This window comes from Rhizobium sp. BK379 (genome assembly GCF_014193955.1).
Lineage (GTDB): Bacteria > Pseudomonadota > Alphaproteobacteria > Rhizobiales > Rhizobiaceae > Rhizobium.
The window spans coordinates 293,277-319,993 of sequence record NZ_JACIAD010000008.1 but is presented as its reverse complement, the minus strand read 5'-3'; the positions used below and the strand labels follow the sequence as shown (position 1 = coordinate 319,993).

General features: G+C 59.7%; 23 protein-coding genes. 14 read left to right on the top strand and 9 right to left on the bottom strand.

Going from position 1 to position 26,717, the window contains the following annotated elements:
* Nucleotides 1–5 precede the first annotated feature (5 nt).
* Nucleotides 6–1,460 (bottom strand): glutamate--tRNA ligase, encoded by a 1,455-nt coding sequence (gene gltX, locus FHT93_RS29625; protein ID WP_113205759.1) that lies wholly within the window; start codon nt 1,458–1,460, stop codon nt 6–8.
* A gap of 288 nt (nt 1,461–1,748) precedes the next feature.
* Here gltX and FHT93_RS29620 point away from each other — a divergent pair, with 288 nt between their 5' ends.
* Nucleotides 1,749–3,122, top strand: a complete 1,374-nt coding sequence (locus tag FHT93_RS29620; RefSeq protein ID WP_183850800.1) for a pilus assembly protein TadG-related protein — start codon at nt 1,749–1,751, stop codon at nt 3,120–3,122.
* A gap of 39 nt (nt 3,123–3,161) precedes the next feature.
* Here FHT93_RS29620 and FHT93_RS29615 read toward each other — a convergent pair whose 3' ends face one another.
* The 3 genes from FHT93_RS29615 to FHT93_RS29605 form a co-directional block, all read right to left on the bottom strand.
* Complete coding sequence (locus FHT93_RS29615; RefSeq protein WP_112544320.1) at nt 3,162–3,911, bottom strand: TerC family protein; 750 nt, start codon at nt 3,909–3,911, stop codon at nt 3,162–3,164.
* A 100-nt stretch (nt 3,912–4,011) separates the two neighbouring features.
* Nucleotides 4,012–4,851 (bottom strand): AraC family transcriptional regulator, encoded by an 840-nt coding sequence (locus FHT93_RS29610; protein WP_183850798.1) that lies wholly within the window; start codon nt 4,849–4,851, stop codon nt 4,012–4,014.
* A 104-nt stretch (nt 4,852–4,955) separates the two neighbouring features.
* The gene (locus FHT93_RS29605; RefSeq protein ID WP_113015458.1) at nt 4,956–5,636 is read right to left on the bottom strand and encodes a TetR/AcrR family transcriptional regulator; all 681 of its coding nucleotides are present in this window, start codon (nt 5,634–5,636) and stop codon (nt 4,956–4,958) included.
* Nucleotides 5,637–5,788: 152 nt separating this feature from the next.
* Here FHT93_RS29605 and FHT93_RS29600 point away from each other — a divergent pair, with 152 nt between their 5' ends.
* The 6 genes from FHT93_RS29600 to FHT93_RS29575 all read left to right on the top strand — a co-directional run bounded on the left by FHT93_RS29600 (nt 5,789) and on the right by FHT93_RS29575 (nt 13,387).
* Nucleotides 5,789–6,991 (top strand): HlyD family secretion protein, encoded by a 1,203-nt coding sequence (locus FHT93_RS29600; RefSeq protein ID WP_112544314.1) that lies wholly within the window; start codon nt 5,789–5,791, stop codon nt 6,989–6,991.
* 22 nt (nt 6,992–7,013) lie between these two features.
* Nucleotides 7,014–8,615 (top strand): DHA2 family efflux MFS transporter permease subunit, encoded by a 1,602-nt coding sequence (locus FHT93_RS29595; RefSeq protein WP_113117226.1) that lies wholly within the window; start codon nt 7,014–7,016, stop codon nt 8,613–8,615.
* Between the two features lie 157 nt (nt 8,616–8,772).
* Nucleotides 8,773–9,798, top strand: a complete 1,026-nt coding sequence (locus tag FHT93_RS29590; RefSeq protein ID WP_112968732.1) for a LacI family DNA-binding transcriptional regulator — start codon at nt 8,773–8,775, stop codon at nt 9,796–9,798.
* Between the two features lie 21 nt (nt 9,799–9,819).
* Nucleotides 9,820–11,274, top strand: coding sequence for a xylulokinase (xylB, locus tag FHT93_RS29585; protein WP_112968733.1), 1,455 nt, complete (start codon nt 9,820–9,822; stop codon nt 11,272–11,274).
* A gap of 35 nt (nt 11,275–11,309) precedes the next feature.
* A complete protein-coding gene (gene xylA / locus FHT93_RS29580) occupies nt 11,310–12,620 on the top strand; it encodes a xylose isomerase (protein ID WP_183850796.1) in 1,311 nt (436 codons plus the stop codon).
* A gap of 146 nt (nt 12,621–12,766) precedes the next feature.
* Nucleotides 12,767–13,387 carry a class I SAM-dependent methyltransferase gene (locus FHT93_RS29575; protein WP_183850795.1) on the top strand — a complete coding sequence of 207 codons (621 nt, stop codon included), beginning with the start codon at nt 12,767–12,769 and terminating at the stop codon, nt 13,385–13,387.
* A gap of 19 nt (nt 13,388–13,406) precedes the next feature.
* Here FHT93_RS29575 and FHT93_RS29570 read toward each other — a convergent pair whose 3' ends face one another.
* Nucleotides 13,407–13,793 carry an ester cyclase gene (locus FHT93_RS29570; RefSeq protein ID WP_183850793.1) on the bottom strand — a complete coding sequence of 129 codons (387 nt, stop codon included), beginning with the start codon at nt 13,791–13,793 and terminating at the stop codon, nt 13,407–13,409.
* A gap of 92 nt (nt 13,794–13,885) precedes the next feature.
* The gene (locus tag FHT93_RS29565) at nt 13,886–14,917 is read right to left on the bottom strand and encodes a LacI family DNA-binding transcriptional regulator (protein WP_112544300.1); all 1,032 of its coding nucleotides are present in this window, start codon (nt 14,915–14,917) and stop codon (nt 13,886–13,888) included.
* Between the two features lie 164 nt (nt 14,918–15,081).
* Between FHT93_RS29565 and FHT93_RS29560 the strand changes: the two genes are divergently transcribed.
* From FHT93_RS29560 to FHT93_RS29540, 5 genes are all read left to right on the top strand, one after another.
* On the top strand, nt 15,082–16,608 hold the full coding sequence (locus FHT93_RS29560; RefSeq protein WP_112544298.1) for a sugar ABC transporter ATP-binding protein: 1,527 nt from the start codon (nt 15,082–15,084) through the stop codon (nt 16,606–16,608).
* 84 nt (nt 16,609–16,692) lie between these two features.
* On the top strand, nt 16,693–17,697 hold the full coding sequence (locus FHT93_RS29555) for an ABC transporter permease (protein WP_183850791.1): 1,005 nt from the start codon (nt 16,693–16,695) through the stop codon (nt 17,695–17,697).
* Nucleotides 17,698–17,784: 87 nt separating this feature from the next.
* Nucleotides 17,785–18,732 carry a substrate-binding domain-containing protein gene (locus tag FHT93_RS29550; protein ID WP_112544295.1) on the top strand — a complete coding sequence of 316 codons (948 nt, stop codon included), beginning with the start codon at nt 17,785–17,787 and terminating at the stop codon, nt 18,730–18,732.
* A 249-nt stretch (nt 18,733–18,981) separates the two neighbouring features.
* Entirely contained in the window at nt 18,982–20,037 is a 1,056-nt protein-coding gene (locus FHT93_RS29545; RefSeq protein WP_007817498.1) for a sugar phosphate isomerase/epimerase, read from the top strand.
* A gap of 27 nt (nt 20,038–20,064) precedes the next feature.
* The gene (locus tag FHT93_RS29540) at nt 20,065–21,252 is read left to right on the top strand and encodes a Gfo/Idh/MocA family oxidoreductase (protein ID WP_112544291.1); all 1,188 of its coding nucleotides are present in this window, start codon (nt 20,065–20,067) and stop codon (nt 21,250–21,252) included.
* A gap of 80 nt (nt 21,253–21,332) precedes the next feature.
* On the opposite strand, the gene FHT93_RS29535 is transcribed toward FHT93_RS29540, so the two are convergent.
* Nucleotides 21,333–21,740, bottom strand: coding sequence for a DoxX family protein (locus tag FHT93_RS29535; protein WP_112544289.1), 408 nt, complete (start codon nt 21,738–21,740; stop codon nt 21,333–21,335).
* Between the two features lie 243 nt (nt 21,741–21,983).
* Between FHT93_RS29535 and FHT93_RS29530 the strand changes: the two genes are divergently transcribed.
* The gene (locus tag FHT93_RS29530; protein WP_113015464.1) at nt 21,984–23,357 is read left to right on the top strand and encodes a GH1 family beta-glucosidase; all 1,374 of its coding nucleotides are present in this window, start codon (nt 21,984–21,986) and stop codon (nt 23,355–23,357) included.
* A gap of 38 nt (nt 23,358–23,395) precedes the next feature.
* Here FHT93_RS29530 and FHT93_RS29525 read toward each other — a convergent pair whose 3' ends face one another.
* Both FHT93_RS29525 and FHT93_RS29520 read right to left on the bottom strand, forming a co-directional pair.
* The gene (locus tag FHT93_RS29525) at nt 23,396–23,860 is read right to left on the bottom strand and encodes a hypothetical protein (protein WP_113015465.1); all 465 of its coding nucleotides are present in this window, start codon (nt 23,858–23,860) and stop codon (nt 23,396–23,398) included.
* The gene (locus FHT93_RS29520) at nt 23,857–24,327 is read right to left on the bottom strand and encodes a MarR family transcriptional regulator (protein ID WP_183850790.1); all 471 of its coding nucleotides are present in this window, start codon (nt 24,325–24,327) and stop codon (nt 23,857–23,859) included. The genes FHT93_RS29525 and FHT93_RS29520 overlap by 4 nt, the downstream gene beginning before the upstream one ends.
* Nucleotides 24,328–24,520: 193 nt before the next feature.
* On the opposite strand from FHT93_RS29520, the gene FHT93_RS29515 reads away from it, so the two are divergent.
* Nucleotides 24,521–26,710: an EAL domain-containing protein gene (locus FHT93_RS29515; RefSeq protein WP_183850788.1), complete on the top strand. Its 2,190-nt coding sequence runs from the start codon at nt 24,521–24,523 to the stop codon at nt 26,708–26,710.
* Nucleotides 26,711–26,717 lie beyond the last annotated feature (7 nt).

Sequence of the window (26,717 nt, the reverse complement as noted above, 5' to 3'; positions counted from 1 at the left end):
TGTTCTTACTTCGAGCCGACGAGGGCGGCGACTGCTTGCGAGGCAAGCTTCAGGCGCTGACGCACGACGGAGCGACCGAGGATCGCCATGGAATCGAAGAGCGGCAGCGAGCGCGACGAGCCGGAAACGGCAACGAAGAGCGGAGCGACGACGACTTTCAGCTTCTTGCCCATGCGATCGGCGATGGCGCGCAGTTCAGCTTCGATTGTCTCGACGTTCCATTCCAGGATCTTTTCGAGATCCGGCTGGACGGTATTGAGGATCTCGAGAATCTCTTCCGGCGGCGATTTGATCTTGGCGAAGTCGGACGGCTGCAGACCCAGATCGGACTTCAGCAGGAAGCCTGCGAGATCGGGCAGTTCGCCGAGCTTGGAAATGCGCGTCTGCGACAGGCGCAGGCCAGCCATCAGACGATCGTTTTCCATCGCCCAGGTGAGGACACGGGCGCGGAAGTCCTCTTCCGAGAGCTTTTCGCGGATCCAGCGGCCATTCAGCCAGTCGAGCTTCTGGATGTCGAAGATCGCGCCGGCCTTGGACAGGTTTTCCGGGTCGAACTTTTCGGAGAGCTCGTCCATGGTCAGCAGTTCTTCGCCTTCGGAAATCTGGATGAAGAACAGGCCGAGGAAATTCATCAGCGCTTCCGGGATATAGCCGAGCGCGGAATAGTAGGAGATCGAGGTCGGGTTCTTGCGCTTCGACAGCTTCGACTTATCGGCATTGCGCATCAGCGACAGATGCATGAATACCGGCTGGTCCCAGCCGAAATAGCGATAGAGCAGGATGTGCTTCGGCACGGAGGCCAGCCACTCCTCGCCGCGTGCCACATGGGTGATCTTCATCAGATGGTCGTCGATGACGTTTGCCATGTGATAGGTCGGCATGCCGTCGGCCTTGATGAGGACCTGCATGTCGACGGAATCCCACGGGATCGACACGTCGCCATAGACGCCGTCGGTGAAGTCGCATGAGCCTTCGGTCGGGATCTTCATGCGGATGACGGTGGTTTCGCCGGCGGCCATGCGCGAAGTGACTTCCTCGGCCTTCAGCGTCAGGCAGAGACCATCATATTTTGGCGGCTTGCCGGCGGCACGCTGGCTTTCGCGCATCTGCTCCAGCCGCTCGGGCGTGCAGAAACAGCGGAAGGCATGGCCCTTGTCCAGCAATTCCTGGGCGTAGGGCTGATACATGTCCTTGCGGTCGGACTGGCGATAGGGGCCGTAGGGGCCGCCGATATCGGGACCTTCCTTCCATTCCAGCCCGCACCACTTCAGCGCATCCAGCACTTTCGTCTCGAATTCAGGTGTCGAGCGCGTCGCATCGGTATCCTCGATGCGCAGGATGAACTCGCCGCCATGCTTCTTGGCAAAGAGGTAGTTGAAGAGAGCGATGTAAGCGGTGCCGACATGCGGCTCGCCGGTCGGCGAGGGAGCGATGCGGACGCGGACGCCGGAAGCTGTCATTTTTTATGTGCCCGTCAATGAATGCCGAGCGGCTTTTCAGGGAAAGCGACGTCGGCCTGGAGAACGCAGATATCTTTCGGAAGCCGGCTGGAGAAGGGCATCTGCCCGCATATTCCGCCGATTATCCGTATGGCTGCGCTTAGGCCATATTCAAAGGGGAACGTCAAGAAAAACCGCTTTTGGCGGGCTTCTGCGGACCCGCCCGCGCGAGGCCGTTGGGCAATATATTAAGCTCTCGCGTGCATTACTTCAGGCATTGAACAATCCATTGTTTTTATGAGTCATATTATGCGTGTTTTCTTGATGCGTCTCCTCGCCGATCGCTGTGGTAATTTCGGTGTCCTGACGGCCCTGGCGATCGTCCCGCTGCTTGGTGCTGCCGGCATTGCAGTCGATTATGGCAGTGTTCTCGAAATTCACTCGGATCTGATGGGCGCTGCGGATGCGGCAGCGCTCGGCGCGATAGCGGCAAAATCGCCGGCCCTGCTTGCGGCCCAGCAGATGAAGCAGGACGGCGAAGTCACTGTCGGCGATGCTGACGGCAAGACGCTCTTCCTGTCGCAGCGCGACGTGCATCTTGGCGCGGCTTCGCTCGACGTTGACGTCAAGGTTATCAAGTCGGGTGGCGATATCAGCTCCAAGGTGACCTTCACGGCACAGGTTCCGACGACTTTCATGCGGGTTCTCGGTCAGGAGACGATGACGGTTACCGGTGTGGCAACAGCGATCTATGGCACGGAGAGCCGCGTCTATACCGACTTTTACATGCTGCTCGACAATACGCCGTCGATGGGAATCGGTGCGACGCAAGGGGATATCGACAAGCTGGTCGCCGTCTCGGCCAACGCCCAGGATGCGGCCGGCCGCAATTGCGCTTTTGCCTGTCACATGTCCTGGACTGGCAGCGATGGTGTCGTGCATGATGACAAGGGAAGCAATTTCTATATTGCCCGCCAGAATGACGTGACGCTGCGCATCGACGTCGTGGCGCAGGCTGCCAAGGCGCTCATGGATGACGTCACCAGTCTGCGCACCTCACCGGACCAGTTTCGCGTTGCCGCCTACAGCTTCGGCAAGGCGGCAAAGGAACCGGGTTATGGCATCATGAAGGTTTCGGCACCGACCATCGACATGGCAAGTATCGCCAATGCGGTTGGGCAGGTGACGCTGATGACGACCGACCATCATGGTTACAACGAGGATGCGCTGACGAGCTTCGATACGGCGCTGACCAATATGGGCAACGAGATCAAGGGAAATGGCGGCACCGGCACCAGTACCAGCGATCGCCAGACTGTCATTTTTTTCGTGACCGACGGTCTGGGCGACAGCCGCAAACCATCAGGCTGCACTGGTTACCTCGGATGGGCCGATGCCGACCGCTGTCTCGAACCGATCGACTTGAAGTATTGTTCGCAGCTGAAAAGCCGGAACATCAAGCTCGCGATCCTTTACACGACCTATCTTCCGATCCCGACGGATCCGATCTGGAACCGGGCGATCAATCCGACTTTCGGCACGCAGATCGGCCCGAAGCTCAAGCAATGTGCTTCCGACGATCTGTTCTTCGAAGTGAAGCCCGGCGACGACATGAAGCAGGCGATGTCGGTCCTGTTCAGCAAAGCCGCCGGTGCTGAGAAAAATCTCCGCCTCACTCAGTGAGGCGGAGCCGCTCAGCGAAGATTGAACCGAGGGGCGACCTTAGTGGCCGCCTTCACGCTTTCGTTTGCGGGCGTTTCTCGCGAACATGTTCAGCACCTCGACGAGGGCCGAGAAGGCCATGGCGGCGTAGACGTAGCCCTTCGGCACGTGGAAACCCATACCGTCTGCAATCAAGGTCGTACCGATCATCAAGAGGAATGCGAGCGCCAGCATGACGATCGTTGGGTTGCGCTCGATGAAATTGGCGAGTGGCGTTGCGGCGACGAGCATGACCGTGACGGCGGCGATGACAGCGACGATCATGATCGGCAGGTGCGGGGTCATGCCGACGGCGGTGATGATGCTGTCCACCGAGAAGACGAGATCGAGCAGCAGGATCTGGCCGATCGCTGAGGCGAAGCTCGTGCCTGTCGCGCCGGCGATGAAGTTCTCCTGATGATCCTCCGGATCGACATTGTGGTGGATTTCCTTGGTGGCCTTCCAGACGAGGAAAAGACCGCCGGCGATCAGGATCAGATCCTTCCAGGAGAAACCATGGCCGAAGAGCTCGAAGAGCGGTTCGGTGAGCTGGACGATCCAGGCGACGGTGCCAAGCAGGGCAAGACGCATGATGAGGGCTAGGGCGATACCGGTCTTGCGAGCCCTTTCCCGATGCTCAGGCGGTAGCTTGTTGGTGAGGATGGAGATGAAGATCAGGTTGTCGATCCCGAGAACAACTTCCATCACCACCAGCGTGACGAGCGCCACCCAGGCAGCCGGGTCCTGAATGAGCGTCATGATATCCTGCATCGGCATATTTCCCCTTGCGTCGCATATGGACGCGGACAATGTATCGTTGCGGACCTGTCGCGCAAGCACCGCAAGGGGATATACGAAAACGGTCGGGCTTTTATTCCTTGATCGGCAACCAGATTTCCGTCAGCCCCATTCCCGTATAGGGATCGAAACGCTCATCGTAGCGTTCGAACATGTCGGGCATGCTGCCATGTTCGAGGCCTGACGTCGGCCACCAGTTACCGAAGATCAGGTCCATCGTGGCCGGTATGCCGGAAACATGACCGCGGTGGGAGAAGACGGCGTAGCGCTGGGCCGGCAGCTTCAGTGTTGCAAAGCCTTCCGGCAGATCATCGGCATCGGAGACCTCGGTCGCCGCCATATAGCGGAATTTCTCGGCCTCGCCGTCGATATGGATACAGATCCCGTAGGCGACATTGCCCTTCTGGTTGGGAATATGGCCGAAATGCTGGTTGAACTTTTGCCAGAGCGAGGGGATCGCGGCATTCCCGCCATAGGCATAGGTTTCCTGGAGGCCGGCGAAAAGCATCGGCTGAAGGGTTTCGAAACGCGGCGGTTCAAGATCGTTGAGAGTTGCGGTTTTCATCCTGATGGGCTCCATCAATGCGAGATTGCGAACGTGCCCCTGTCGGCGCACCGCCTCGGGCGTCATGCCGAACTGGTCGCGGAAGGCACGGGTGAAAGCCTCGTGCGAGCCGTAGCCCGCGCCGAGGGCAACCTCGAGAATGCTCGATGAGCCCGAGATGAGCGATAGCGCGGCAACGCTGAGACGCCGTGCGCGGATATAGGTGCTGATCGAATGGCCCGTCACGAATCCGAAGACGCGGGACAGATGGTAGCGCGATAATCCGGCTGCCTCTGCGATCTCGTCGAGGTTTATTTCGGTTTCGAAATGGCTCTCGATGAACCATATCGCTCGTCCGATAGCGCTCATCTCTTCTCCCCTGGTTGCCGCTTCATTCCTAAAGGAAATGGTGCGGCCGGATTTGATCGCTATTGCGCAAATCCGGCAGAAAACCAATCAGGGTCAGGATGGGATCAGATGTTCTCGCGCTTGCGCACGCCGTAGGCGGCCATGAAGACATGAATTGCGCCGCGAATGACGCGTTCGATCTCGTTGCGCGGCGGCGGGCCTTCCATATTGCCGAAGAGGCGCAACTTGAAGAAACTGCCGCTTGCGAGGTCGAGGAACTGACCGGCGGCGAGATCGATATCGTCGATCTTCAGGGTGCCGGCTTGCACATGCCGCTCCAGGAAGTCGTGCATGATGGTGCGCAGGTTCTGCGGCCCCTTGAAGAAGCGCTGACAGAGAAGGGGCATTCGCTCACGCACACCGAGCACGGTACGCATGGCGTCGATGACCTTGTCTTCGGTCATGTGGGTAACGAAAGTTATCCCGAATTCGTACAGCCCCGCCTCGACGTCGTCGTGCTCAGCAAGGACCGTGCGCACGGCCGCGACGAAGGCGGCGCGCTCGGTCTCGACCATGGCGTGGAAGAGCTCTTCCTTGTTGGCAAAGTAGACATAGAGCGTTCCCTTGGAAACGCCGGCCTCGCGGGTCACATCATTCATGCTGGCCGCATCGAAGCCCAGTTTCAGGAACACGCGCCTGGCACCATCGAGGATCTGCTGGCGCTTGGCCGGATCCTCGCCCGCAGCAAAGCGGCCTCCCTGATTGGGTGGGCTCAATACGGCGGTATCCTCGGGCTTCAGTGTCATGTCTCCTTAACCGTCTTCGCGAATTCGTGTTTTCTTTTAAAGAAATCGAACCGATTGGTTCTATGCATCTTGATATGAAGTCAAAAACCCTTTATGTCAACTGAACCGAACCGTTCAGTTCGATTATTTTACTCCAGATCGGTAGCCTGTATATGTCGACAAACCAGAAAAGCAATGTCGCGCGCATCGTCAGCGAAAATGCCGGCGCCGAAGAGGTGAAAGCGGAAGCTGCAGCTCCTGCCGAAGCCCCGAAGGCCGAGGCACCGCAGACGGCTCCCGCGCAGTCTGCGCCTGCTGTCGCACCGGCTGCTCCAAAGAAGCGCCGCAGTTTCGTGCTGCCCGTCGTCGTGCTCGCTCTTCTGGGCGGCGCCGGCTGGTACGGCTACGACTGGTGGACCAACGGCCGCTTCCTTGTGTCGACCGACGACGCTTATATCGAGGGTGACATTGCGACGATCTCGCCGAAGGTCACCGGCTATGTCGCGAAGGTGAATGTTGTCGCCAACCAGGAAGTCAAGGCAGGCGAGGTTCTCGCTACCCTTGATAACGGTGACTACCAGAACGCCCTCGATCAGGCGAACGCGCAGATCGAAACCGAGCAATTGTCGCTCAGCCGCATCGATGCGCAGATCGAAGGCGCCAAGGCGAGCCTTGTGCAGGCCCAGGCCCAGAAGACTGCCCTCGAAGCCACAGTGCGCGGCGCGGAGATCAAGCAGAAGCGCCAGAGCGACCTGCAGGCGAAGTCGGTCGGCACCACCGCAGATCTCGATGATGCCAATACGGCTCTCGATCAGGCGAAGGCAAATCTTGCCGGCGGCGATGCCAACATCGTTTTCGCGCAGGCCAACATCACGATCCTCGAGGCTCAGCGCAAGGAAGCCGAAGGCTCTGTCCGCACGATGGAAATCCAGCGCGACAAGGCCGCACGCGATCTCTCCTTCACCATTCTGAAAGCACCTTATGACGGCGTGGTCGGCAACCGTTCGGTTCAGGAAGGCGATCTCGTTTCGCCCGGTCAGCGGCTGATGGCGCTGGTGCCGACGCACCAGCTCTATATCGACGCCAACTTCAAGGAAACGCAGATCCAGCATCTGGTTCCGGGTTCGAAGGTCAACGTCCATGTCGATGCCTACAGCGACTATCCTGTCGTCGGCACTGTCGAATCGATCGCGCCGGCCTCTGGATCGGTCTTCTCGATGCTGCCGCCGGAAAATGCGACAGGTAACTTCACCAAGATCATCCAGCGGGTGCCGGTTCGCATCGCCCTGCCGCAGGATGCGCTTGACAGCGGTCGCCTGCGCGCCGGTCTCAGCGTTGTCGTCGACGTCGACACCCGTACGGCACCGGTGAAGTAAGCCCTAGGGCGGAGGTAGTCCCATGGCAGGGAGCGCGACAGCAACGGCGGGTTCGATCCCGGCAGCACCTGCGCATGCCGCCGATCGCATGGATCCCAAAAGGCTCATCGCTTTCTTCGCGATGGTGCTCGGCATGTTCATGTCGATCCTCGACATTCAGATCGTGTCGGCTTCGCTCGCCGAAATCCAGGCAGGCCTATCTGCCGGTTCGGACGAAATCGGCTGGGTGCAAACGGCCTATCTGATCGCCGAAGTCATCATGATCCCGCTGTCGGGCACGCTGGCGCGTATCATCTCGACACGGTATCTCTTCGCAATCTCGGCTGCCGGTTTCACGATGGCGAGCGCCCTGGCCGCAACGGCGACGAACATCGACCAGATGATCGTCTACCGTGTCATTCAGGGCTTCATCGGCGGCGGCATGATCCCCTCGGTCTTCGCGGCCGCCTTCACAATCTTCCCGCCGTCGAAGCGTGCGATCGTTTCGCCGATCATTGGCCTCATCGCCACGCTGGCGCCGACCATAGGCCCGACTGTCGGCGGTTACCTCAGCCATGCCTTCTCCTGGCACTGGCTGTTTCTGGTCAATATCGTGCCAGGTATCATCGTCACGATCGTCACCTGGAATTTCATCGATTTCGACAAACCGGAACTGTCGCTCTTCAAGAAGTTCGACTGGTACGGCCTGCTGTCTATGGGTGTTTTCCTTGGCGCACTGGAATATGTGCTGGAAGAAGGCAATTCGAACGACTGGTTCAACGATAGCTATATCGTCATGGGAGCCGTCGCATCGGTTGTTGCCGGCATCGTCTTCTTCTATCGGGCCTTTACGGTGGAGTTCCCGGTGGTCGATTTGACGGCCTTCTCGAACCGAAACTTCTCCTTTGGCTCGGTTTTCTCCTTCGTCATGGGCATCGGCCTCTATGGTCTTACCTATATCTATCCTGTGTATCTCGGCCGCATCCGTGGTTACGATTCACAGATGATCGGCGAGACGATGTTCGTGTCGGGCCTCGCAATGTTCTTCACCGCGCCGATCGCCGGCCGGTTGTCGACCAAGCTCGACCTGCGTTTCATGATGGCGATCGGTTTCGTCAGCTTTGCGGCAGGTACCTATATCATGACGCATCTGACGCAGGACTGGGACTTCTACGAGCTGTTCATCCCGCAGATCCTGCGCGGCTTCGGCCTGATGATGTGCATGGTGCCGATCAACAATATCGCGCTCGGCACCCTGTCGCCGCAGCGTATCCGAGGCGCCTCGGGTCTCTTCAACCTGACGCGTAACCTTGGCGGCGCCGTTGGCCTTGCTGTCATCAACACCGTGCTCACCACCCGGCAGGATGTGCATTACGAGCGGCTGCGCGAGAACGTTCATTGGGGCAATACGGCTGCAATCGACCAGATGAACAATATGACCGCCAATTTCAACAATTGGGGCCTGGATGGCGCTAATGTCGCGGTCAAGCAGATGGTCGGCCTTGCGACCAAGCAGGCAATGATCCTTTCCTTCAGCGATATCTTCCTGATGCTGACAGTGCTTTTCCTGGCGATGATCCTTGGCGTCGTCATGATCAAGAAACCCGCGCCGCAAGGCGGCGGGGGAGGCGGTGGCGGCCACTGACCTCCGGCCGTCATTGCAAGAAAGGCCCTCTTCGGAGGGCCTTTTTGTTTTTCTGCGCCCGGGTTTTCCCGATCCATGAGCAGGTGTTTCGCCACGCAATCATTTTTTGATTTACGTACATCAAATTTGGCGCTAATGGTCTCCTCCAGGAGGAGTGATGAGGCCAACCGTTCATGATATCGCCGCTGCGGCGGGCGTTAGTCTTGCGACTGTGGACCGGGTTCTGAACCAGAGGCCGGGTGTGCGCCATGTGACGCGGGAGAAGGTGGAAACCGCGATCCGCGATCTCGGCTATGTGCGCGACGTGGCAGCTGCAAATCTCGCCAAGGGCCGCGTCTATCCGCTGACCTTCATTTTGCCCGCCAGTGACAATTCCTTCATGCATGGCTTGAATGCCGAAATCCGCGCGGCGATTGCGCGCTCGGCCGCCGAGCGTACGGACATTCGGATCGTCGAGGTGCCCGCCTTCGACCCGCAGGCACTCGTGCGCGAGCTTGAAACAGTCGCGGCCGAAAAGCCCTCGGGGATCGCGCTGGTGGCCACCGACGCGCCTGAGGTGAAGGCGATTGTGGATCGGTTGGTCCATGACGGAATTCCCGTCGTCACACTGGTTTCCGATCTGACGGGATCGCTGCGTCATCATTATGCCGGCGTCGACAATATCGCAGCAGGGCGCACCGCCGCCCGCCTGCTCGGCCGTTTCCTTGGCGGCGCTAAAGGCGAGATCGCCGTATTGGCGGGTTCCATGTTGGTGCGCGACCATCGTGAGCGCCTGGAGGGCTTTGCGTCCGTCATGGCGCAGGAGTTTCCGGCGCTGCATCTGTTGCCGGTGCTCGAAGGCCGGGATGACCCTGAAGTTGCCCATATGCTGATTGCGGATGCACTTGGGAAGAACGACGGCATCATCGGCATTTACAGCCTCGGTGCCGGTAATCGCGGCCTGATCCGCGCACTGAAGGAAAAGGCTGCCGACAGGGCATTGACGGTCATTGCCCATGAATTGACGGCACATACTCGCGCTGCCGTTCTCGATGGCACTATCGACGCAATCCTCAACCAGGATGCCGGCCATGAGGTGCGCAGCGCGATCCGTGTTCTCAAGGCAAAGGCGGACGGGCTTGCCGTCATCGATGCGCAGGAGCGCATTCGCCTCGACATATTCCTGAAAGACAATCTGCCGTAACGGCAAAGGGAGAAACACCACATGTATCTGGGTCTCGATCTCGGAACTTCGGGCGTCAAGGCGATGCTGATCGACGGCGATCAGAAGATCATCGGCTCGGCCAATGGTTCGCTCGACGTCTCGCGCCCGCATTCCGGCTGGTCCGAACAGGAACCTGCCCATTGGGTACGCGCCACGGAAGAGGCCGTCGCCGGCCTCAAGGCCAAGCATCCGAAGGAGCTTGCCGCGGTCAAGGGCATCGGCCTATCCGGCCAGATGCACGGTGCAACGCTGCTCGACGCTTCCGACAAGGTGCTGCGTCCCTGCATTCTGTGGAACGATACGCGCTCCTATATCGAGGCTGCCGCGCTCGACGCCGATCCGCGCTTCCGCAAGCTGACCGGCAATATCGTATTTCCCGGATTTACCGCGCCGAAGCTTGCCTGGGTTGCCAAGAACGAACCCGAGATCTTCGCCAGGGTCGCAAAAGTTCTGCTGCCGAAGGACTATCTGCGCCTCTGGCTGACAGGCGAGCATATTTCGGAAATGTCTGACTCGGCCGGTACGTCCTGGCTCGATACCGGCAAGCGCGCCTGGTCGTCCGAGCTTCTGGCTGCCACCAATCTCGATGAAAAACAGATGCCGACACTTGTCGAAGGCACGGAGCAGGGCGGCAAGCTGCGCGCCGCGCTCGCTTCGGCCTGGGGCATATCAGGCGATGTCGTCGTTGCCGGCGGTGCTGGCGACAATGCGGCTTCGGCCTGCGGCATGGGCACGGTCAGCGATGGCGCTGCCTTCGTTTCGCTCGGCACATCGGGTGTTCTGTTTGCCGCCAATGCCGCCTACCTGCCGAAGCCGGAAAGCGCCGTCCATGCCTTCTGCCATGCTCTGCCGAACACCTGGCACCAGATGGGCGTCATCCTGTCGGCCACCGATGCGCTGAACTGGCATTCGTCGGTTACCGGAAAATCGGCCGCCGATCTCACCAGCGAACTTGGCGAAAGCCTGAAGGCGCCGACCGGCGTGACTTTCCTGCCCTATCTCTCGGGCGAGCGCACGCCGCACAATGATGCAGTCATCCGCGGCGCCTTTATCGGCCTCGGACATGAAAGCAGCCGTGTGGTGCTGACGCAGGCAGTGCTGGAAGGCGTGTCCTTCGCGATCCGCGACAATCTCGAAGCGCTGCGGTCTGCGGGCACGGATATTTCCCGCGTCACGGCGATCGGCGGCGGTTCGCGTTCGCGCTACTGGCTGGCCTCTATCGCCACTGCGCTCGGCGTTCCCGTCGACCTGCCGGCGGATGGCGATTTCGGTGCCGCCTTTGGTGCTGCCCGCCTTGGCCTCATTGCTGCAACAGGCGCCGATCCGGTTGCCGTCTGCACCCCGCCGGTTACGGCCGGTACAATCGAACCGGTCGCCGCACTCAGCGGCGCCTATGAGGATGCCTACAAGCGCTATCGCGCGACCTACCCGGCGATCAAGTCGCTGGTCCATTGATCCATCCATAAGAAGTGAACCCAAGGAGAACCCAAATGAGCACCGGATTTTTCGGCGACATCCAGAAAGTGAAGTACGAAGGCCCAGACAGCACCAATCCGCTGGCCTTCCGCTACTACCAGCCGGACGAAATCGTTCTCGGCAAGCGCATGGAAGACCATCTGCGCTTCGCGGTTGCCTATTGGCACACCTTCACCTGGCCGGGCGGCGACCCCTTCGGCGGTCAGACCTTCCTGCGTCCCTGGTTCGAAGACACGATGAAGGCTGCCAAGCTCAAGGCTGACGTCGCTTTCGAATTCTTCTCGCTGCTCGGCGCGCCCTACTACTGCTTCCACGACGCCGACGTGCGCCCGGAAGGCAAGAACTTTGCCGAAAACACCAAGAAGCTGAACGAGATCGTCGACTACTTCGCCGAAAAGCAGGCCGCCACTGGCACCAAGCTGCTCTGGGGCACGGCGAACCTCTTCTCGAACCGTCGCTACATGTCGGGTGCAGCAACCAATCCGGATCCGGATGTCTTTGCTTTCGCCGCTGCGACGGTGAAGACCTGCATCGACGCCACGCAGAAGCTCGGCGGCGAAAACTACGTTCTGTGGGGCGGCCGCGAAGGCTATGAAACCCTCCTCAACACCGATATCGGCCGCGAGCTCGACCAACTCGGTCGCTTCCTCAACCTCGTCGTCGAGTACAAGCACAAGATCGGCTACAAGGGCACGATCCTGATCGAGCCGAAGCCGCAAGAGCCGACCAAGCACCAGTACGACTATGACGTCGCGACGGTCTACGGCTTCCTCAAGAAGCACGGCCTCGAAAACGAAGTGAAGCTCAACATCGAGCAGGGCCATGCGATCCTCGCCGGCCATTCCTTCGAGCATGAGCTGGCGCTCGCAAATGCGCTCGGCATCTTCGGCTCGATCGACATGAACCGCAACGACTATCAGTCCGGCTGGGATACCGACCAGTTCCCGAACAACGTTCCGGAAATGGCTCTGGCCTATTACTACGTTCTGGCGGGCGGCGGCTTCAAGACGGGCGGTACCAACTTCGATTCGAAGCTGCGCCGTCAGTCGCTTGATCCGGCAGACCTGCTGATCGGCCATATCGGCGGCATGGATTGCTGCGCCCGCGGCCTGAAGGCTGCTGCCAAGATGCTCGAAGACAAGGCTCTGTCGCAGCCGCTCGCAGACCGCTATGCCGGATGGAATTCGGCTGAAGGCCAGAAGCTCTTCCGCGGCGAATATTCGCTGGAAGAGATTACACAGTGGGTCGAAGGCAAGGACGTCAACCCGCAGCCGAAGTCCGGCAAGCAGGAATTGCTCGAAAACATCGTCAACCGCTACGTCTGATTAGTGGTTGGACTTTTTGAGGAGCCGGGGAGCGAAAGCTTCCCGGCTCTTTCGTTTGCGAAGGTGAATACGGCTCATTGTGCTGGTCGGTCCCATAGAAATCTGGCATGCATCAGCGGCGATGCCGAAAATGGTTGGAGCGCTTCATGTCTGACGATCGTAGGCTGCATTGGGAAAACGTCTATTCGACCAAGGGCGAGGCCGATGTCAGCTGGTTTCAGGAAAGCCCAGCACCCTCTCTAGACCTGATCCATCTCGTTCAGGCAAAGCAATCAGATGCCATCGTTGACGTGGGCGGCGGAGCTTCAAGGCTCGTCGACAGCCTTCTTGCCGAAGGGTTGGGCCATGTGACCGTACTCGATCTCTCGGCGGCTGCGCTCGACAAGGCGCAAAAGCGGCTTGGCGCCACGGGCAACCGGGTGACCTGGATTGCTGGTGACGCTACCCATTGGGAGCCACCGGAGGCCTATGACATCTGGCATGACCGTGCGGCCTTTCATTTCCTAACCGACGCGGTCGAGCAAGCGGCTTATATCGAGCGGTTGAAACGCGCGCTGAAAATCGGCGGGCATTTGATCATGGGAACTTTCGCCCTTGATGGACCGGAAAAGTGCAGCGGCCTGCCGGTTGCGCGACACAGTGCCGAGAGCCTCGCAAGTTTGCTGGGTGCCGGATTTAAACTGATCGATAGCCGCCGCCATGATCATTCGACACCCTGGGACAGTGTGCAGAGATTCCAGTTCAGCACGTTCCAGCGGGTCGCATAACCCGCGAAACCCGACAGCTTCAAAGTTGGGCTTCGATGGCGGCCTTGTCTATGACGGACCAGACGTTTTCGATCTTTCCATCCAGAAACTCGTAGAAGACATTTTCGGCGAACTGCACCTTCCTGCCGTTGACTGGTAGGCCAAAAAGCTCTCCCTTCGGCGTGCAGTCGAATTGCAAGCGGCTTGCCACGCGCGGCGGCTCGCAGATCAGCAGCTGGATATCGAAGAAGAGATCCGGGATGGCGCGAAAGTCACCTTCGAGCATCTCACGATAGCCGGACAAGCCGATGCGCGTGCTATTGTAACGAACGTCCTCGTGGACGAAATTTCCGAGATTGGCCCAATCCTGGCCATTCAGGCAGGCAATATAGCCTTGGTATCTGTCGGCCAGTTGATCTTGCGTCATCTCGTTTGCCTCGCCTAACGAAAGGGTCCGTTGTCAACTTAGAACGGCGTGGCGTTCGGGCAATGACAGATCGATGGCTTCAAGCTTCGAGGCTAGCGCTTCTGCCAGTTGCGTGGCGGTGCGGAGACGGAATTGCGCACCACGAGATCCGGCCGCAGCAAGATCTCTTTCTCGGCGGGACGGCCGTCACCCAGCAGTTCCAGGAGCAGTGCCATGGCCTGTTTGCCGATTGCCGTGCGCGGCTGGCGGATGGTGGTCAGCGACGGGCTCATGAAGACGGCTTGAGGCACGTCGTCGAAGCCGGTGACCGAAAAATCCTGCGGGATATTGTAGCCGCGGGCGTTCAAGCCGATCATGACGCCGATCGCTGTCTGGTCGTTGACGCACATGAAGGCGGTCGGCAGCGTGTCGCGCATGAAAAGCTGCTCCACAGCATGGCGGCCGCTTTCGATCGTGCCATCGCCTTCCAGCACGATACGCGTGTCTTTCGGCACGCCGGCAGCATCCAGGCCCGCGTCATAGCCCTGCCGGCGGCGGCTGTAGGCAAGGCGGGTGCGGGAGTCGCCGATGAAGGCGATCTTGCGGTGACCTTCCGCCAGAAGCAGGTCGACGGCTTTCCTTGCGCCCTCAATGTCGTCGACGCCGACATAGGGGATGCCACCATTGAAGACGGGTTCGAAGACGCCGACGCTCGGCGGTAGCTGCGCCGTAACCATCTGATGGCCGAACGGCAATATGCCGGTAAAGAGGATCAGGCCGGCCGCCTGGTTCGAATTGAAAAATTTCAGATATTCCAGGCCGCGCTGCGCATCATTTTGCGTATGGCCGATCAGGACACCGTAGCCATGGGCCCGTGCCTCGTTTTCCAGGCCGATGAGGATGTTGGAAAAGTTGGGGTCGCCGATATCGGGCGCCACGACCAGGATCATGTTGGAACGACCGAGCCGCAGGCTGCGCGCCATGGCATTGGTCGTATAGCCGGTGATGGCAATCGCCTGATTGACCTTCAGGCGCGTGGAATTGGCCACCTTTTCGGGCATGTGGATCGCCCGCGATACCGTCGCGATGGAAACCTCGGCGATCCGGGCGACGTCTTCGATTGTAGCGGGCGTGGAATTCGACACGTGGTCTGCCTTGGGCTGTCTTCGCCGCACACTACACAGACTTGTCGACAGGTCAAAGTCACCGCACAACAGATCTGTGTAAATCCACGATGTAAACCTTTACATGCCTGATGTAAAGGTTTACATATGCCAACATAAGCGGATGGGAGCCGCAGGAGGAAATCATGACCGTGGATACCGCAGAGGCTGCACCGGTGGTGTTGTCCGCCAGGCGCATTTGCAAGTCTTTCAGCGGCGTGCAGGTTCTCTTCAGTGTCAACTTCGATCTCCGTGCCGGTGAAATCCATGCGCTAATGGGCGAAAATGGCGCCGGAAAATCCACTCTCGTCAAGATTCTCTCCGGCTTCGAGCAGCCAACTTCCGGCGAGATCCTGCTCGACGGCGAGCCAGTGGTGCTGCCTCCGAACGGCGCAGCCGAAGCGCTCGGCATTGTCATCATTCACCAGGAATTCAATCTGGCCGAACATCTGACGGTCACTGAAAGCCTGTTCCTCGGTCGCGAGGTCACGCATTTCGGGGTGCTCGACCGCAAATACATGCGCTCGGAGACGCGTCGCGTGTTGGATGTGCTCGGTTCGCATGTCGACGAGAACGCGATGATCAGTTCGCTGTCGATTGCCGACAAGCAGATGGTCGAGATTGCCAAGGCAATCAGCCGCGATGCCCGCGTTGTCTTCATGGACGAGCCGACCGCCGTTTTGTCGCGCGAGGAAATCAATATGCTCTTCAAGCAGGTGCGTAAGCTGCGCGATCAGGGCACCAGTTTCGTCTTCGTTTCCCACAAGCTTGACGAGGTCATGGAGCTGACCGACAGGGTCACGGTCCTTCGCGATGGCCAGTGGGTGAAGACGGCTCCTACCTCCATGCTGGATGGTGAATCTATTGCGCAGCTCATGGTCGGCCGCGAGCTTTCGAGCCTCTATCCGGCCAAGGTCGAGCCCAATGTCGACGAGGAAGTCGTGCTTCGCGTCAGTTCGGTTTCGACCGGCTACGTGCAGGATGCGAGCTTCGAAGTGCGTAAGGGCGAGGTGATCGGATTTTCCGGACTTATCGGTTCGGGTCGTACCGAGCTGATGGAGGCGATCGCCGGTCTGCGTTCGCGCCTTTCCGGCGAGGTCGTCATCCACGGCGAAAGCGTGTCTTCGGGTGATGCGCGTGCCGCCAATCGCGCCGGCCTTGCCTATATGACCAAGGACCGCAAGTCCAAAGGGCTGCTGCTTGGCTCGGGCATGATCGCCAACCTGACGCTGCAATCGCTCGAACGCCATGTCAGCCATGGCTATCTGAGCCCGAACAGCGAAGCGGCAGCGCTTGCCAAGGCCAAGCGGCGCTTCGACATCCGCGTACGCGACGGCAATATCATTGCCGGCCGCATGTCGGGCGGCAACCAGCAGAAGCTGCTTCTCGCCAAGGTCATGGAGACCGAGCCGCAGATCATCATCATCGACGAGCCGACGCGCGGCATCGATGTCGGCACCAAGCAGCAGATCTATCATTTCATTTCGGCGCTCGCCCGCGACGGGCGGTCGATCATCGTCGTGTCCTCGGAAATGCCTGAGGTCATCGGGCTTTGCACGCGGGTTGCCGTGATGCGCGAAGGCCGGATCGTCGGCATCCTCGAAGGCGATGAAATTTCCGAGCAGGAAATCATGCGTTACGCCGCGGGGCTGAAGCGTCAAGCGGCTGCCTGATGCCGGCGAGGCGCGACGCGAGCGGACCGCGCGCGAGACAAACAAGATGCCCAGCAATCATGGGACGGGAGGTTGGTTTTGGACATGAGTGTTAACGAGGAGACCAGGGAGATCCGGCGCAGATCCTGGCGTGACGTCGATCTGCGCGCGGTTGCCCCCTTCGCCGCACTGGCCTTGCTCCTCATCGTGGGCGCACTGGTCAATCCGAATTTCATCGGCATCACCAATCTTACGAACGTTGCAACGCGTTGTGCCTTCATCGCCATCATCGCTGTCGGTGCGACCTTCGTGATCTCGGCAGGCGACCTCGACCTTTCCGTGGGCTCCATGGTGGCCTTCGTCGCGAGCCTGATGATCCTGCTCATCAATTCCGACGTCATTGCCGATCCGGTGCTTATGCTGACTGCTGCCGTCGTCTTCGCCATAGTCGCCGGTGCGCTTTGCGGTCTCGCAAACGGCCTCATCACGACTGTCGGCAAGATCGAGCCCTTCATCGCCACGCTCGGTACGATGGGCATCTATCGCGGTCTGACGACGTGGCTGTCGCAGGGCGGAGCAATCACATTGCGTTCGGCTGATATTCAGACGCTTTATCGGCCAGCCTATTTCGGCAGTATCTTCGGTGTCCCGGTTCCGATCGTCGTTATCCTGGTCGTTACCGCCATTGCCGCTTTCATTCTCTACCGTACGCGCTATGGCCGTCACGTCGTGGCAGTCGGTTCGAACAGCGATGTTGCTCGCTACTCCGGCATCGCAGTCAACCGGGTGCGCACAATCGCCTTCGTCATTCAGGGACTCTGCGTGGCGATCGCCGTGTTGCTCTATGTGCCGCGTCTCGGCTCGACTTCGGCAACGACGGGCATTCTGTGGGAGCTGCAGGCAATCACGGCTGTCGTTGTCGGCGGCACGGCCCTGAAGGGCGGTGCGGGCCGCGTCTGGGGCACGATCTGCGGCGCCTTCATTCTTGAGCTCGTCGGCAACATCATGCTGCTTTCGAACTTCATCAGCGAATATCTCATCGGTGCGATCCAGGGCGCGATCATCATCATCGCCATGCTGGTGCAGCGGTCGCTGGTGCGCAAATCGTAAGACGGGCCTGCTTCTCGGATTGGCCGGGATATCCAGGGCACCCGGCCCGGATTGAATAAGTCCCTGATATTTTTGGGAGGAAATAGCATGCGCAAGCTCATGTTGGGTCTGGCTGTTGCGGGGGTGGCTTTTGCCGGCGCAGCCTACGCCCAGGACAAGAATTATACGATCGGCGTGTCCATTCCGGCCGCCGACCATGGCTGGACGTCGGGCGTCGTGTTTCACGCCGAGCGCATTGCCAAGAAGCTGATGGCAGAGCATCCGGGCCTGAACGTCATCGTCAAGACCTCGCCGGATGCCGCAACGCAGGCAAATGCCGTGCAGGACCTCGACACACAGGGCATCGATGCGCTCGTCATCCTGCCGTCGGATCCGGATCCGCTCGTCAACGCCATCAAGGAAGTCAAGGGCAAGGGCAAGTTCGTTGCACTCGTCGACCGTGCACCGTCGAGCAACGACAATTCCGTGCGTGACCTCTACGTTGCCGGCAACAACCCGGCGCTCGGCGAAGTCGCCGGCAAGTACATTGCCGAAAAGACCCCGGAAGCCGAGGTCGTCATCATCCGCGGCCTGCCGATCCCGATCGACCAGCAGCGCCAGGACGGCTTTGACAAGGGCATTGCAGGCTCCAAGGTCAAGGTTCTCGACCGCCAGTACGGCAACTGGAACCGCGACGATGCCTTCAAGGTCATGCAGGACTATCTGACCAAGTATCCGAAGATCGACGTTGTTTGGTGCCAGGATGACGACATGGCTGTCGGCGTTCTGCAGGCCATCGAGCAGGCCAAGCGCACCGACATTCAGTATGTCGTTGCCGGCGCCGGCTCCAAGGACATGATCAAGAAGGTCATGGACGGCGACAAGCTGATCCCGGTCGACGTTCTCTATCCGCCGGCAATGGTCGGTACGGCCATGGAACTGACGGCTGCTGCGCTCTACGATCAGGTTCCGGTTCACGGCAACTACATCCTCGACGCAACGCTCGTCACCAAGGACAATGCCAAGAACTTCTACTTCCCGGATTCTCCGTTCTGATATCGGCTTTCACGCATGCGCCCATTCGAGAGGATGGGCGCATTTTTCATGCCTTGGGACAAGTTGAAGCCAAAATGCGGCACGTACCTCTTGCCGATCCGCGGCGAGCGTGATTAGGTCCAGACCGCGTTGATTTCGGCCCACCCGCTTAAATCTCTCGCATTGGCGGGGAGGCGCCTTTTCGTTATCGAACGGCGCGCTAAGATTTCTCGAAAACGTTTACGATCGATATTCAGGGAGGAAACTGACATGAAGACGATCAAGGGACCAGGCCTGTTCCTCGGACAGTTCGCTGGCGATACCGCGCCTTTCAATTCATGGGACGCGATCACCAAATGGGCAGCCGATATCGGCTACAAGGGCGTGCAGGTTCCGACCTGGGCAAGCCAGCTCATCGACCTCAAGAAGGCGGCGACATCAAAGGATTACTGCGACGAATTCGCAGGCAAGGCGCGTGAAAACGGCGTCGAGGTTACCGAACTTTCCACCCATCTCCAGGGCCAGCTCGTTGCCGTGCACCCGGCCTATGACGAAGCCTTCGACGGTTTTGCAGCACCCGAAGTGCGTGGCAATCCGAAGGCGCGTCAGGAATGGGCGGTGCAGCAGGTCAAGTATGCGCTGACCGCTTCCAAGCATCTCGGCCTCAAGGCGCATGCGACTTTCTCGGGCGCGCTTGCCTGGCCTTTCATCTATCCCTGGCCGCAGCGCCCGGCCGGTCTCGTCGAGACCGCTTTCGACGAGCTTGCCCGCCGCTGGAAGCCGATTCTCGATCACGCCGATGAAAACGGCATTGACGTCTGCTACGAAATCCACCCGGGCGAAGACCTGCACGACGGCATCACCTACGAGATGTTCCTGGAGCGCGTCGGCAACCATCCGCGCGCCAACATGCTCTACGATCCCTCGCACTACGTGCTGCAGTGCCTCGATTACCTCGACAACATCGACATCTACAAAGACCGGATCAAGATGTTCCACGTCAAGGATGCCGAGTTCAACCCGACCGGACGTCAGGGCGTTTACGGCGGTTATCAGGGCTGGGTCGAACGTGCCGGCCGCTTCCGTTCGCTGGGTGATGGCCAGGTCGATTTCGGCGCCGTCTTCTCGAAGATGACCGCCAATAATTTCGACGGCTGGGCCGTGGTCGAATGGGAATGTGCGCTGAAGCATCCGGAAGATGGTGCCCGCGAAGGCGCTGAGTTCGTTGCGGCCCACATCATCCGCGTCACCGAAAAGGCCTTCGACGATTTCGCTGCCGGCGGCACCGATCAGGCAGCCAACCGGCGCATGCTGGGTCTGTCGTAAGCGGATCAGGATTTCGAGGAGAAAATCATGGCAATCGAAGCATCATCCGAACAGGCCCGCGAGCCGCGCATCCGGCTCGGTATGGTCGGCGGTGGGGCAGGGGCCTTCATCGGCGCCGTTCACCGCATCGCGGCGCGTATCGACGATCAGTATGACCTGATCGCCGGTGCGCTCTCGTCGACGCCGGAAAAGGCTGCCCAGTCCGGTCGCGATCTCGGTCTCGATCCGTCGCGCACCTATTCCAGCTACCGGGAAATGGCGATCCGCGAAGCGAAACTGAAGAACGGCATCGAAGCCGTTTCGATCGTGACGCCGAACCACGTGCATTATGACGCTGCCAAGGAATTCCTGCGCCGCGGCATCCATGTCATCTGCGACAAGCCGCTGACATCAAACCTTGCCGATGCCAAGAAGCTGAAGAAGGTTGCCGACGAGAGCGGCGCGCTCTTCATCCTGACGCATAATTACACGGGCTATCCGATGGTTCGTCAGGCGCGCGAAATGGTTGCCAATGGCGAGCTCGGCGATATCCGTATCGTCCAGGCCGAATATCCGCAGGACTGGCTGACGGAAGCAATCGAGCAGTCCGGCCAGAAGCAGGCTGCATGGCGCACCGACCCGGCGCAGTCCGGCGTCGGCGGCTCGACCGGCGATATCGGCACGCATGCCTATAACCTGGCGTCCTTCATCACGGGTCTCGAACTCGACAGCCTTGCTGCCGATCTCGACAGCTTCGTGCCGGGCCGCCGTCTCGATGACAACGCCCATGTGATGCTGCGCTTCAAGGCCAAGGGTTCGGAAAAGCCGGCCAAGGGCATGCTCTGGTGCAGCCAGGTGGCGCCGGGTCATGAGAATGGCCTCAAGGTGCGCGTTTACGGCACCAAGGGTGGTATCGAATGGGTTCAGGCCGATCCGAACTATCTCTGGTACACGCCGTTCGGCGAATCCAAGCGGCTGATCACCCGCAACGGCGCCGGCTCCGGTGCGGCCGCTGCCCGCGTTTCCCGCGTCCCGTCGGGCCATCCGGAAGGCTATCTCGAAGCTTTCGCGACGATCTACACGGAAGCCGCACATGCCATCAACGCGCACAAGAAGGGCAAGGCGGTCGACAAGGCCGTGGTCTACCCGACCGTCGATGACGGTGTGAAGGGTGTCGCCTTCGTCGAAGCCTGCGTGGCTTCATCCAAGCGCAACGGCGCCTGGGTCAAGGTCTGAGTTTACGTGCCGATCAGGTCCGTATGATCAAAAACGCCGGGGCGGTTCGATATCGCCCCGGCGTTTACGTTTTGTGGCAATCAGGCCGCAACCTCAGTACGGCCGCGCTTCAGCAGGTTATCGACACTGAACGGGCCTGCGCCGGCAGCGACGATATAAAGCAGAACGAAGCAGAACAGGATGGCGGCGACACCACCGTTCTGTGCCGGAAAGAAGCTCTTCGATGCGTGGCCGATGAAATAGGCAAAGGCCATCAGACCCGAAAGCACGAAAGCTGCGATGCGGGTCTGGAAGCCGATGAGTACCAGAAAGCCGAGCGTGAGTTCGAGGAGGCCGGCAATCCAGGGCAGCGATCCGACGGGCGGCACGCTTGCTGCAGCCGGGAAATGCAGAATCTTCTGCGTTCCGTAGCTGAAAAGCACGAGGGACGAGACGATGCGCAGCAGGCTCAGCAGATGCGGCTGCAGCAGATGGATCGAAGAAAGCATTCGGTTCCTTTCATATTGTGATGCCCTTTCCCGTGTAAGGATCGCCATCGCGACAGCAAATCACGACTGCTGACATTGGCGTTATGACCTTCCAGTACGGGGTTCTGTAGCAGGCTCGCCGCTGTCTGGTTATTCTTCCTGCAACGTTGCAGTTTTTCCTTCTGCCGGCCTGTACTTTGCTGTCAGGCTTGGCTAAACCCCGCGTAAACGGTCAGTCCACAACCTGAGAGATGGGATTTACAGATGATCGATCCGAAAGCGCTCGCCGCCCGCTTCCCTGGCGATTTCACGTTTGGTGTTGCCACCGCTGCCTTCCAGATCGAAGGCGCCAGCAAGGCCGATGGCCGCAAGCCGTCCATCTGGGATGCCTTCTGCAACATGCCCGGCCGCGTCCATAACCGTGACAACGGCGATGTTGCCTGCGACCACTATAACCGGCTGGAGCAGGACCTCGATCTTATCAAGGATATGGGCGTCGATGCCTATCGTTTCTCGATCGCCTGGCCGCGCATCGTCCCCGACGGCACGGGTCCGGTGAATGAGAAAGGCCTCGATTTCTACGATCGGCTCGTCGATGGCTGCAAGGCGCGCGGTATCAAGACCTTTGCGACGCTCTACCACTGGGATCTGCCGCTGCTGCTTGCCGGCGACGGCGGCTGGACGGCACGTTCGACGGCCTATGCCTATCAGCGCTATGCCAAGACTGTCATGAGCCGCCTTGGCGACCGTCTCGACAGCGTCGCCACTTTCAACGAGCCGTGGTGCATCGTGTGGCTCAGCCACCTCTATGGCATTCATGCACCGGGCGAGCGCGACATGCAGGCCGCGCTTCACGCCATGCACTACATGAACCTGGCGCACGGCCTTGGCGTCGAAGCGATCCGTTCGGAAGCGCCCAATGTGCCTGTTGGTCTGGTGCTCAACGCTTCTTCGATCATTCCGGGCTCCGATAACGCTGCCGATCTTGCTGCCGGCGAGCGCGCGCACCAGTTCCACAACGGCGCCTTCTTTGATCCGGTCTTTAAGGGCGAGTATCCCAAGGAATTCGTCGAAGCGCTCGGCGATCGTATGCCCGTGATCGAGGACGGCGATCTCAAGATCATCAGCCAGAAGCTCGATTGGTGGGGCCTCAACTATTACAAGCCGGAGCGCGTTGCCGATGATGCCAGCCGCAAGGGCGATTTCCCCTGGACGGTGGAAGCACCTCCGGCCAGCGACGTGAAGACCGATATCGGCTGGGAGGTCTATTCGCCGGGCCTCAAGCTGCTCGTCGAGGATCTCTACCGCCGCTACGACCTTCCGGAATGCTACATCACCGAGAATGGCGCCTGCGACAATACCGATGTCGTCAATGGCGAGGTCGATGACGTGATGCGCCTGGACTATGTCAGTGACCATCTCAATGTCGTCGCCGACCTGATCAAGGACGGATATCCGATGCGCGGTTATTTTGCCTGGAGCCTGATGGACAATTTCGAATGGGCGGAAGGCTATCGCATGCGTTTCGGCCTCGTTCATGTCGATTATGGAACGCAGGTTCGTACGGTCAAGAAGAGTGGCAAGTGGTATCGCGAACTCGCCAGCCAGTTCCCTAAGGGCAACCACAAGGCCGTTTGAGGCCAAGCATTTCGGCAGGGCATCGATGCCCTGCCGTTTCAGATCGCGTTCAACCTCTTTGCCGCAGCGAGACGTTTTCCTCTGCTCAATTTCCGCCCGTCGCGGAAATTGAGGGCAAGTAGCGTCAACTGAGTGGAGCCGGCCAGCAGTTCAAGGGTCTGCATGGCGTAGAAAACACCGTCAAGCAGGCCTTCATCCACGCGACGGTAGAGCAGGATTGCCAGGGGCAAGAGGACCAGCAGCCCGTTTGCGACAATGATCTTCATCCGCCAGCGCTTCCCGTCGATAGCCGGCGAATGGCGGCCACGGGCGAGTGAAAAGCCGCTGCCGCCAGTGATTGCGAGCGCCGGGATTAACAGACAGAGACCGGCAAGAATTGCTTTCTTGACGGCAAGAATTGCGGTCGCATCCAATAGAAGCTCTGAAATCAGTGTTGCGGTCAGAAAGCCCGCAATCAGGATCATGGCGATTGTGCCCGCGCCGGCATGAACGAAGGTTTTCATTTCCGTTCCTCGCTTTCCGTGGCGTCCAGCGCCAGCCTTTGGTCGAACCTGCTCAGAAGATCGAGTGCCGCCTGTAATTCCGGTGCGTCTAGTCCGCGGGCCAGCGCATTGGCCCAGCCGGTATGAAGCGCTGATATCCTCGCGTAGCTCTCAGCGCCCTGGGGCGTCAGCACATAGAAGGGCGAGCGCTGATGGCGCGGGTTGGGGCGCCTTTCGACGAAGCCGTCTTCCTCCAGCTTGTTTACCTGCTTTTGGGCTCCCTGACGGGTCATGCCCATCATCTCCGCGATGGCGGGCACCGCGACATGACCGGAAGACAGCGAGATCGCTCCGAGCACCTGCCAGCGGGCGCTCGTAAGTTTGAGTGGTGCGCCGAGCCGGTCGCCACCGTCCAATAGTCGTCCGTTGATGCGGAAGATCATCAGCATGATATCCGTCAGCAGGTCTGCTTCGATCGTCCGTTTCAATATGCCGTTCTCCATTTGCATTGTGGAAACCAGTTACCATTGTTGGAAACCGGTTGTCAATCTGCAAAAATATGCGGCATTCGAGTAAATCCTGAGCCGGATTCTCGATTGTTCTCATGATTTTAAGCGTTTCTTGACCCTTGACTGCGAAGATTTCTGGAACTGGGAGTTGTGTGAGTTGCCGGCAGTCTTGATGTCAAAAAACAATGGATCGGGTTTAGGCCGCCATACCACGGTCACTGGCGTGCTTTTTTCCTTCGCGGTCATTGTTGCAGTTGTCACCATCATGGTTTTGACGGCGCTGGAACGCGTCTCCGAAAATGCCAATGTGCTCGACGACGAGCGTTCGCGCGAAACCACCGTCGGCGCACTCAAGACCTTCGAAGACCAGCTTGCCGCGACGCTTGACGATTATGCCGCCTGGGATGATGCGGCTGCCAATGTCTACGCGCCGGAGGGCATGGCGTGGACGGTCAGCAATTACGGCGAGATGTCCCTCAACAGCCCTCTCTTCGACATGGCTATCGTCATTGATGACCAGAAGAAAACCGTCATGGCCTATCAGGACGGTTTGCCAATGCAGATGCCGGTAGACGATTTCTTCTCCCCCTCGCTTTGGCGGCTTCTGGACAAGGTTCGCGCACCTGATGCCGGCGAGAAGCCGCAGGCCACCGGTTTCATCAAGACTGCCAGGGGTATTGCCGCTGTCGGTATCGCGCTTGTGCGGCAGAAGTCGGGTGAGCTTGATATGCCCGACGGTCAGCATCGCTATCTGGTTTTCGCCCGGCATCTCGACGAGGACAAGATCTCCGCTCTCGGCACGACTTACGTCCTGAACGGGTTACGACTGGTGCCCGCAGATTTTGCCGCGGCCTATTCGGTGGAAATTGCAGACCCTGCTCGGGCGGTTCTCGGCAAGCTAGTCTGGGTGTCGCGTTCGCCCGGCGATATTGGTTACGCGCAGGTGAGGCCCATGGTCATCCAGGCGCTTGGTCTTGTCGGCCTGTTCTTCGTCGTCCTCCTCATAATCGGTTGGATGACCGGCCGGCGGCTGAAGGCCGAGGAAAACAGCGCGCGTGAAGAAGCACTTCGAGATCGCCTGAGCGGTCTTTCCAACCGCGACGGCCTGGGGCTTGCCGTCGACCGCTTCGTTGCGGAAGCCCGGCAGACGAAGCGGAACGTGCTGCTACTCTATCTCGATCTCGACGGCTTCAAGGAAGTCAACGACAGCTACGGGCACGGCACCGGCGACCAATTGATCCGCGCTGTCGCGGCAGGACTGGACGTGCTGATCCCCGAGGACGCGGTGCTCGCCCGCATCGGCGGTGATGAGTTTGCAATCGCTTTCCTTTCGGATGCGGAGAATGCGGCCGCATTGCAGCTTGCGGAGCAGATCCTCGATTTCCTTGCTGAACCGCTCGAAGTCGGCCGCCGTATCGTCGTGGTCGGCGCCAGCATCGGCATTGCCATGTCAGCGCTCGGTTCGATCGCCCGGGAGGAGCTGGTACGCCGTGCCGACCTTGCCATGTACAAGGCGAAGGAAGCCGGCCGCGCCCGCATGACACTTTACGATCCGGCCATGGATACCGATCGCGCGCAGCGCAACGCGCTGGAGCTCGATCTGCGCATGGCGATCGAAAGCGGCGATCTCACGCTTGCCTATCAGCCGCTCGTCGATGCCGCGACGCATGAGATGAATGGCGTGGAAGCGCTGGTGCGCTGGAACCGGCCAGGCCATGGTCCGGTTTCGCCCGAGGTTTTCATTCCGATCGCCGAGACCAGCGGTCTCATCGAATCCCTCGGCCTTTTCGTGCTGCGCAAGGCCTGCGAAACGGCAAAACAGTGGCCGGAACTGAAGATCTCGGTCAATGTGTCACCGGGCCAGTTCCGCAATCCGGCCTTCACCGATTATGTTCGCTATGTACTGAAGCAGACGGACATCGAGGCCAGCCGCGTCACGCTTGAGATCACCGAAGGCTACATGATCCAGAACCCGCAGCGCACGCGCCAATCGATCGAGCGATTGAAGTCGCTCGGCGTCAAGGTGGCGCTCGACGACTTCGGTTCCGGCTTTTCTTCGATCGGCTATTTGCGGCAGTTCGGCTTCGATCGCATCAAGATCGACCGCTCACTCGTCACCGATATTACCGGCGACAGCCGGCAGCGGGAGATGCTGCAGGCGACAGTAGCACTTGCCCGCGCGCTGGATATTCCGGTCACGGCCGAAGGCATCGAGACGGAGGAGCAGGCGGTTGCGCTGCGCCTCTTTGGCTGCGACAGTCTGCAGGGCTATTTCTTCGGCAAACCGATGACTGCCGACCACATCAATGACCGATTGCAGGAGCACCGTGAAGCACGGGTCTTGCGCCGGATCGCCGGCTAAACCGTCG

Excerpts from the sequence above, each read along its gene's own strand:
- gltX (WP_113205759.1), bottom strand. The coding sequence starts at position 1,460 with ATGACAGCTTCCGGCGTCCGCGTCCGCATCGCTCCCTCGCCGACCGGC.
- FHT93_RS29620 (WP_183850800.1), top strand. The coding sequence starts at position 1,749 with ATGCGTGTTTTCTTGATGCGTCTCCTCGCCGATCGCTGTGGTAATTTC.
- FHT93_RS29615 (WP_112544320.1), bottom strand. The coding sequence starts at position 3,911 with ATGCAGGATATCATGACGCTCATTCAGGACCCGGCTGCCTGGGTGGCG.
- FHT93_RS29610 (WP_183850798.1), bottom strand. The coding sequence starts at position 4,851 with ATGAGCGCTATCGGACGAGCGATATGGTTCATCGAGAGCCATTTCGAA.
- FHT93_RS29605 (WP_113015458.1), bottom strand. The coding sequence starts at position 5,636 with ATGACACTGAAGCCCGAGGATACCGCCGTATTGAGCCCACCCAATCAG.
- FHT93_RS29600 (WP_112544314.1), top strand. The coding sequence starts at position 5,789 with ATGTCGACAAACCAGAAAAGCAATGTCGCGCGCATCGTCAGCGAAAAT.
- FHT93_RS29595 (WP_113117226.1), top strand. The coding sequence starts at position 7,014 with ATGGCAGGGAGCGCGACAGCAACGGCGGGTTCGATCCCGGCAGCACCT.
- FHT93_RS29590 (WP_112968732.1), top strand. The coding sequence starts at position 8,773 with ATGAGGCCAACCGTTCATGATATCGCCGCTGCGGCGGGCGTTAGTCTT.
- xylB (WP_112968733.1), top strand. The coding sequence starts at position 9,820 with ATGTATCTGGGTCTCGATCTCGGAACTTCGGGCGTCAAGGCGATGCTG.
- xylA (WP_183850796.1), top strand. The coding sequence starts at position 11,310 with ATGAGCACCGGATTTTTCGGCGACATCCAGAAAGTGAAGTACGAAGGC.
- FHT93_RS29575 (WP_183850795.1), top strand. The coding sequence starts at position 12,767 with ATGTCTGACGATCGTAGGCTGCATTGGGAAAACGTCTATTCGACCAAG.
- FHT93_RS29570 (WP_183850793.1), bottom strand. The coding sequence starts at position 13,793 with ATGACGCAAGATCAACTGGCCGACAGATACCAAGGCTATATTGCCTGC.
- FHT93_RS29560 (WP_112544298.1), top strand. The coding sequence starts at position 15,082 with ATGACCGTGGATACCGCAGAGGCTGCACCGGTGGTGTTGTCCGCCAGG.
- FHT93_RS29555 (WP_183850791.1), top strand. The coding sequence starts at position 16,693 with ATGAGTGTTAACGAGGAGACCAGGGAGATCCGGCGCAGATCCTGGCGT.
- FHT93_RS29550 (WP_112544295.1), top strand. The coding sequence starts at position 17,785 with ATGCGCAAGCTCATGTTGGGTCTGGCTGTTGCGGGGGTGGCTTTTGCC.
- FHT93_RS29545 (WP_007817498.1), top strand. The coding sequence starts at position 18,982 with ATGAAGACGATCAAGGGACCAGGCCTGTTCCTCGGACAGTTCGCTGGC.
- FHT93_RS29540 (WP_112544291.1), top strand. The coding sequence starts at position 20,065 with ATGGCAATCGAAGCATCATCCGAACAGGCCCGCGAGCCGCGCATCCGG.
- FHT93_RS29535 (WP_112544289.1), bottom strand. The coding sequence starts at position 21,740 with ATGCTTTCTTCGATCCATCTGCTGCAGCCGCATCTGCTGAGCCTGCTG.
- FHT93_RS29530 (WP_113015464.1), top strand. The coding sequence starts at position 21,984 with ATGATCGATCCGAAAGCGCTCGCCGCCCGCTTCCCTGGCGATTTCACG.
- FHT93_RS29525 (WP_113015465.1), bottom strand. The coding sequence starts at position 23,860 with ATGAAAACCTTCGTTCATGCCGGCGCGGGCACAATCGCCATGATCCTG.
- FHT93_RS29515 (WP_183850788.1), top strand. The coding sequence starts at position 24,521 with ATGTCAAAAAACAATGGATCGGGTTTAGGCCGCCATACCACGGTCACT.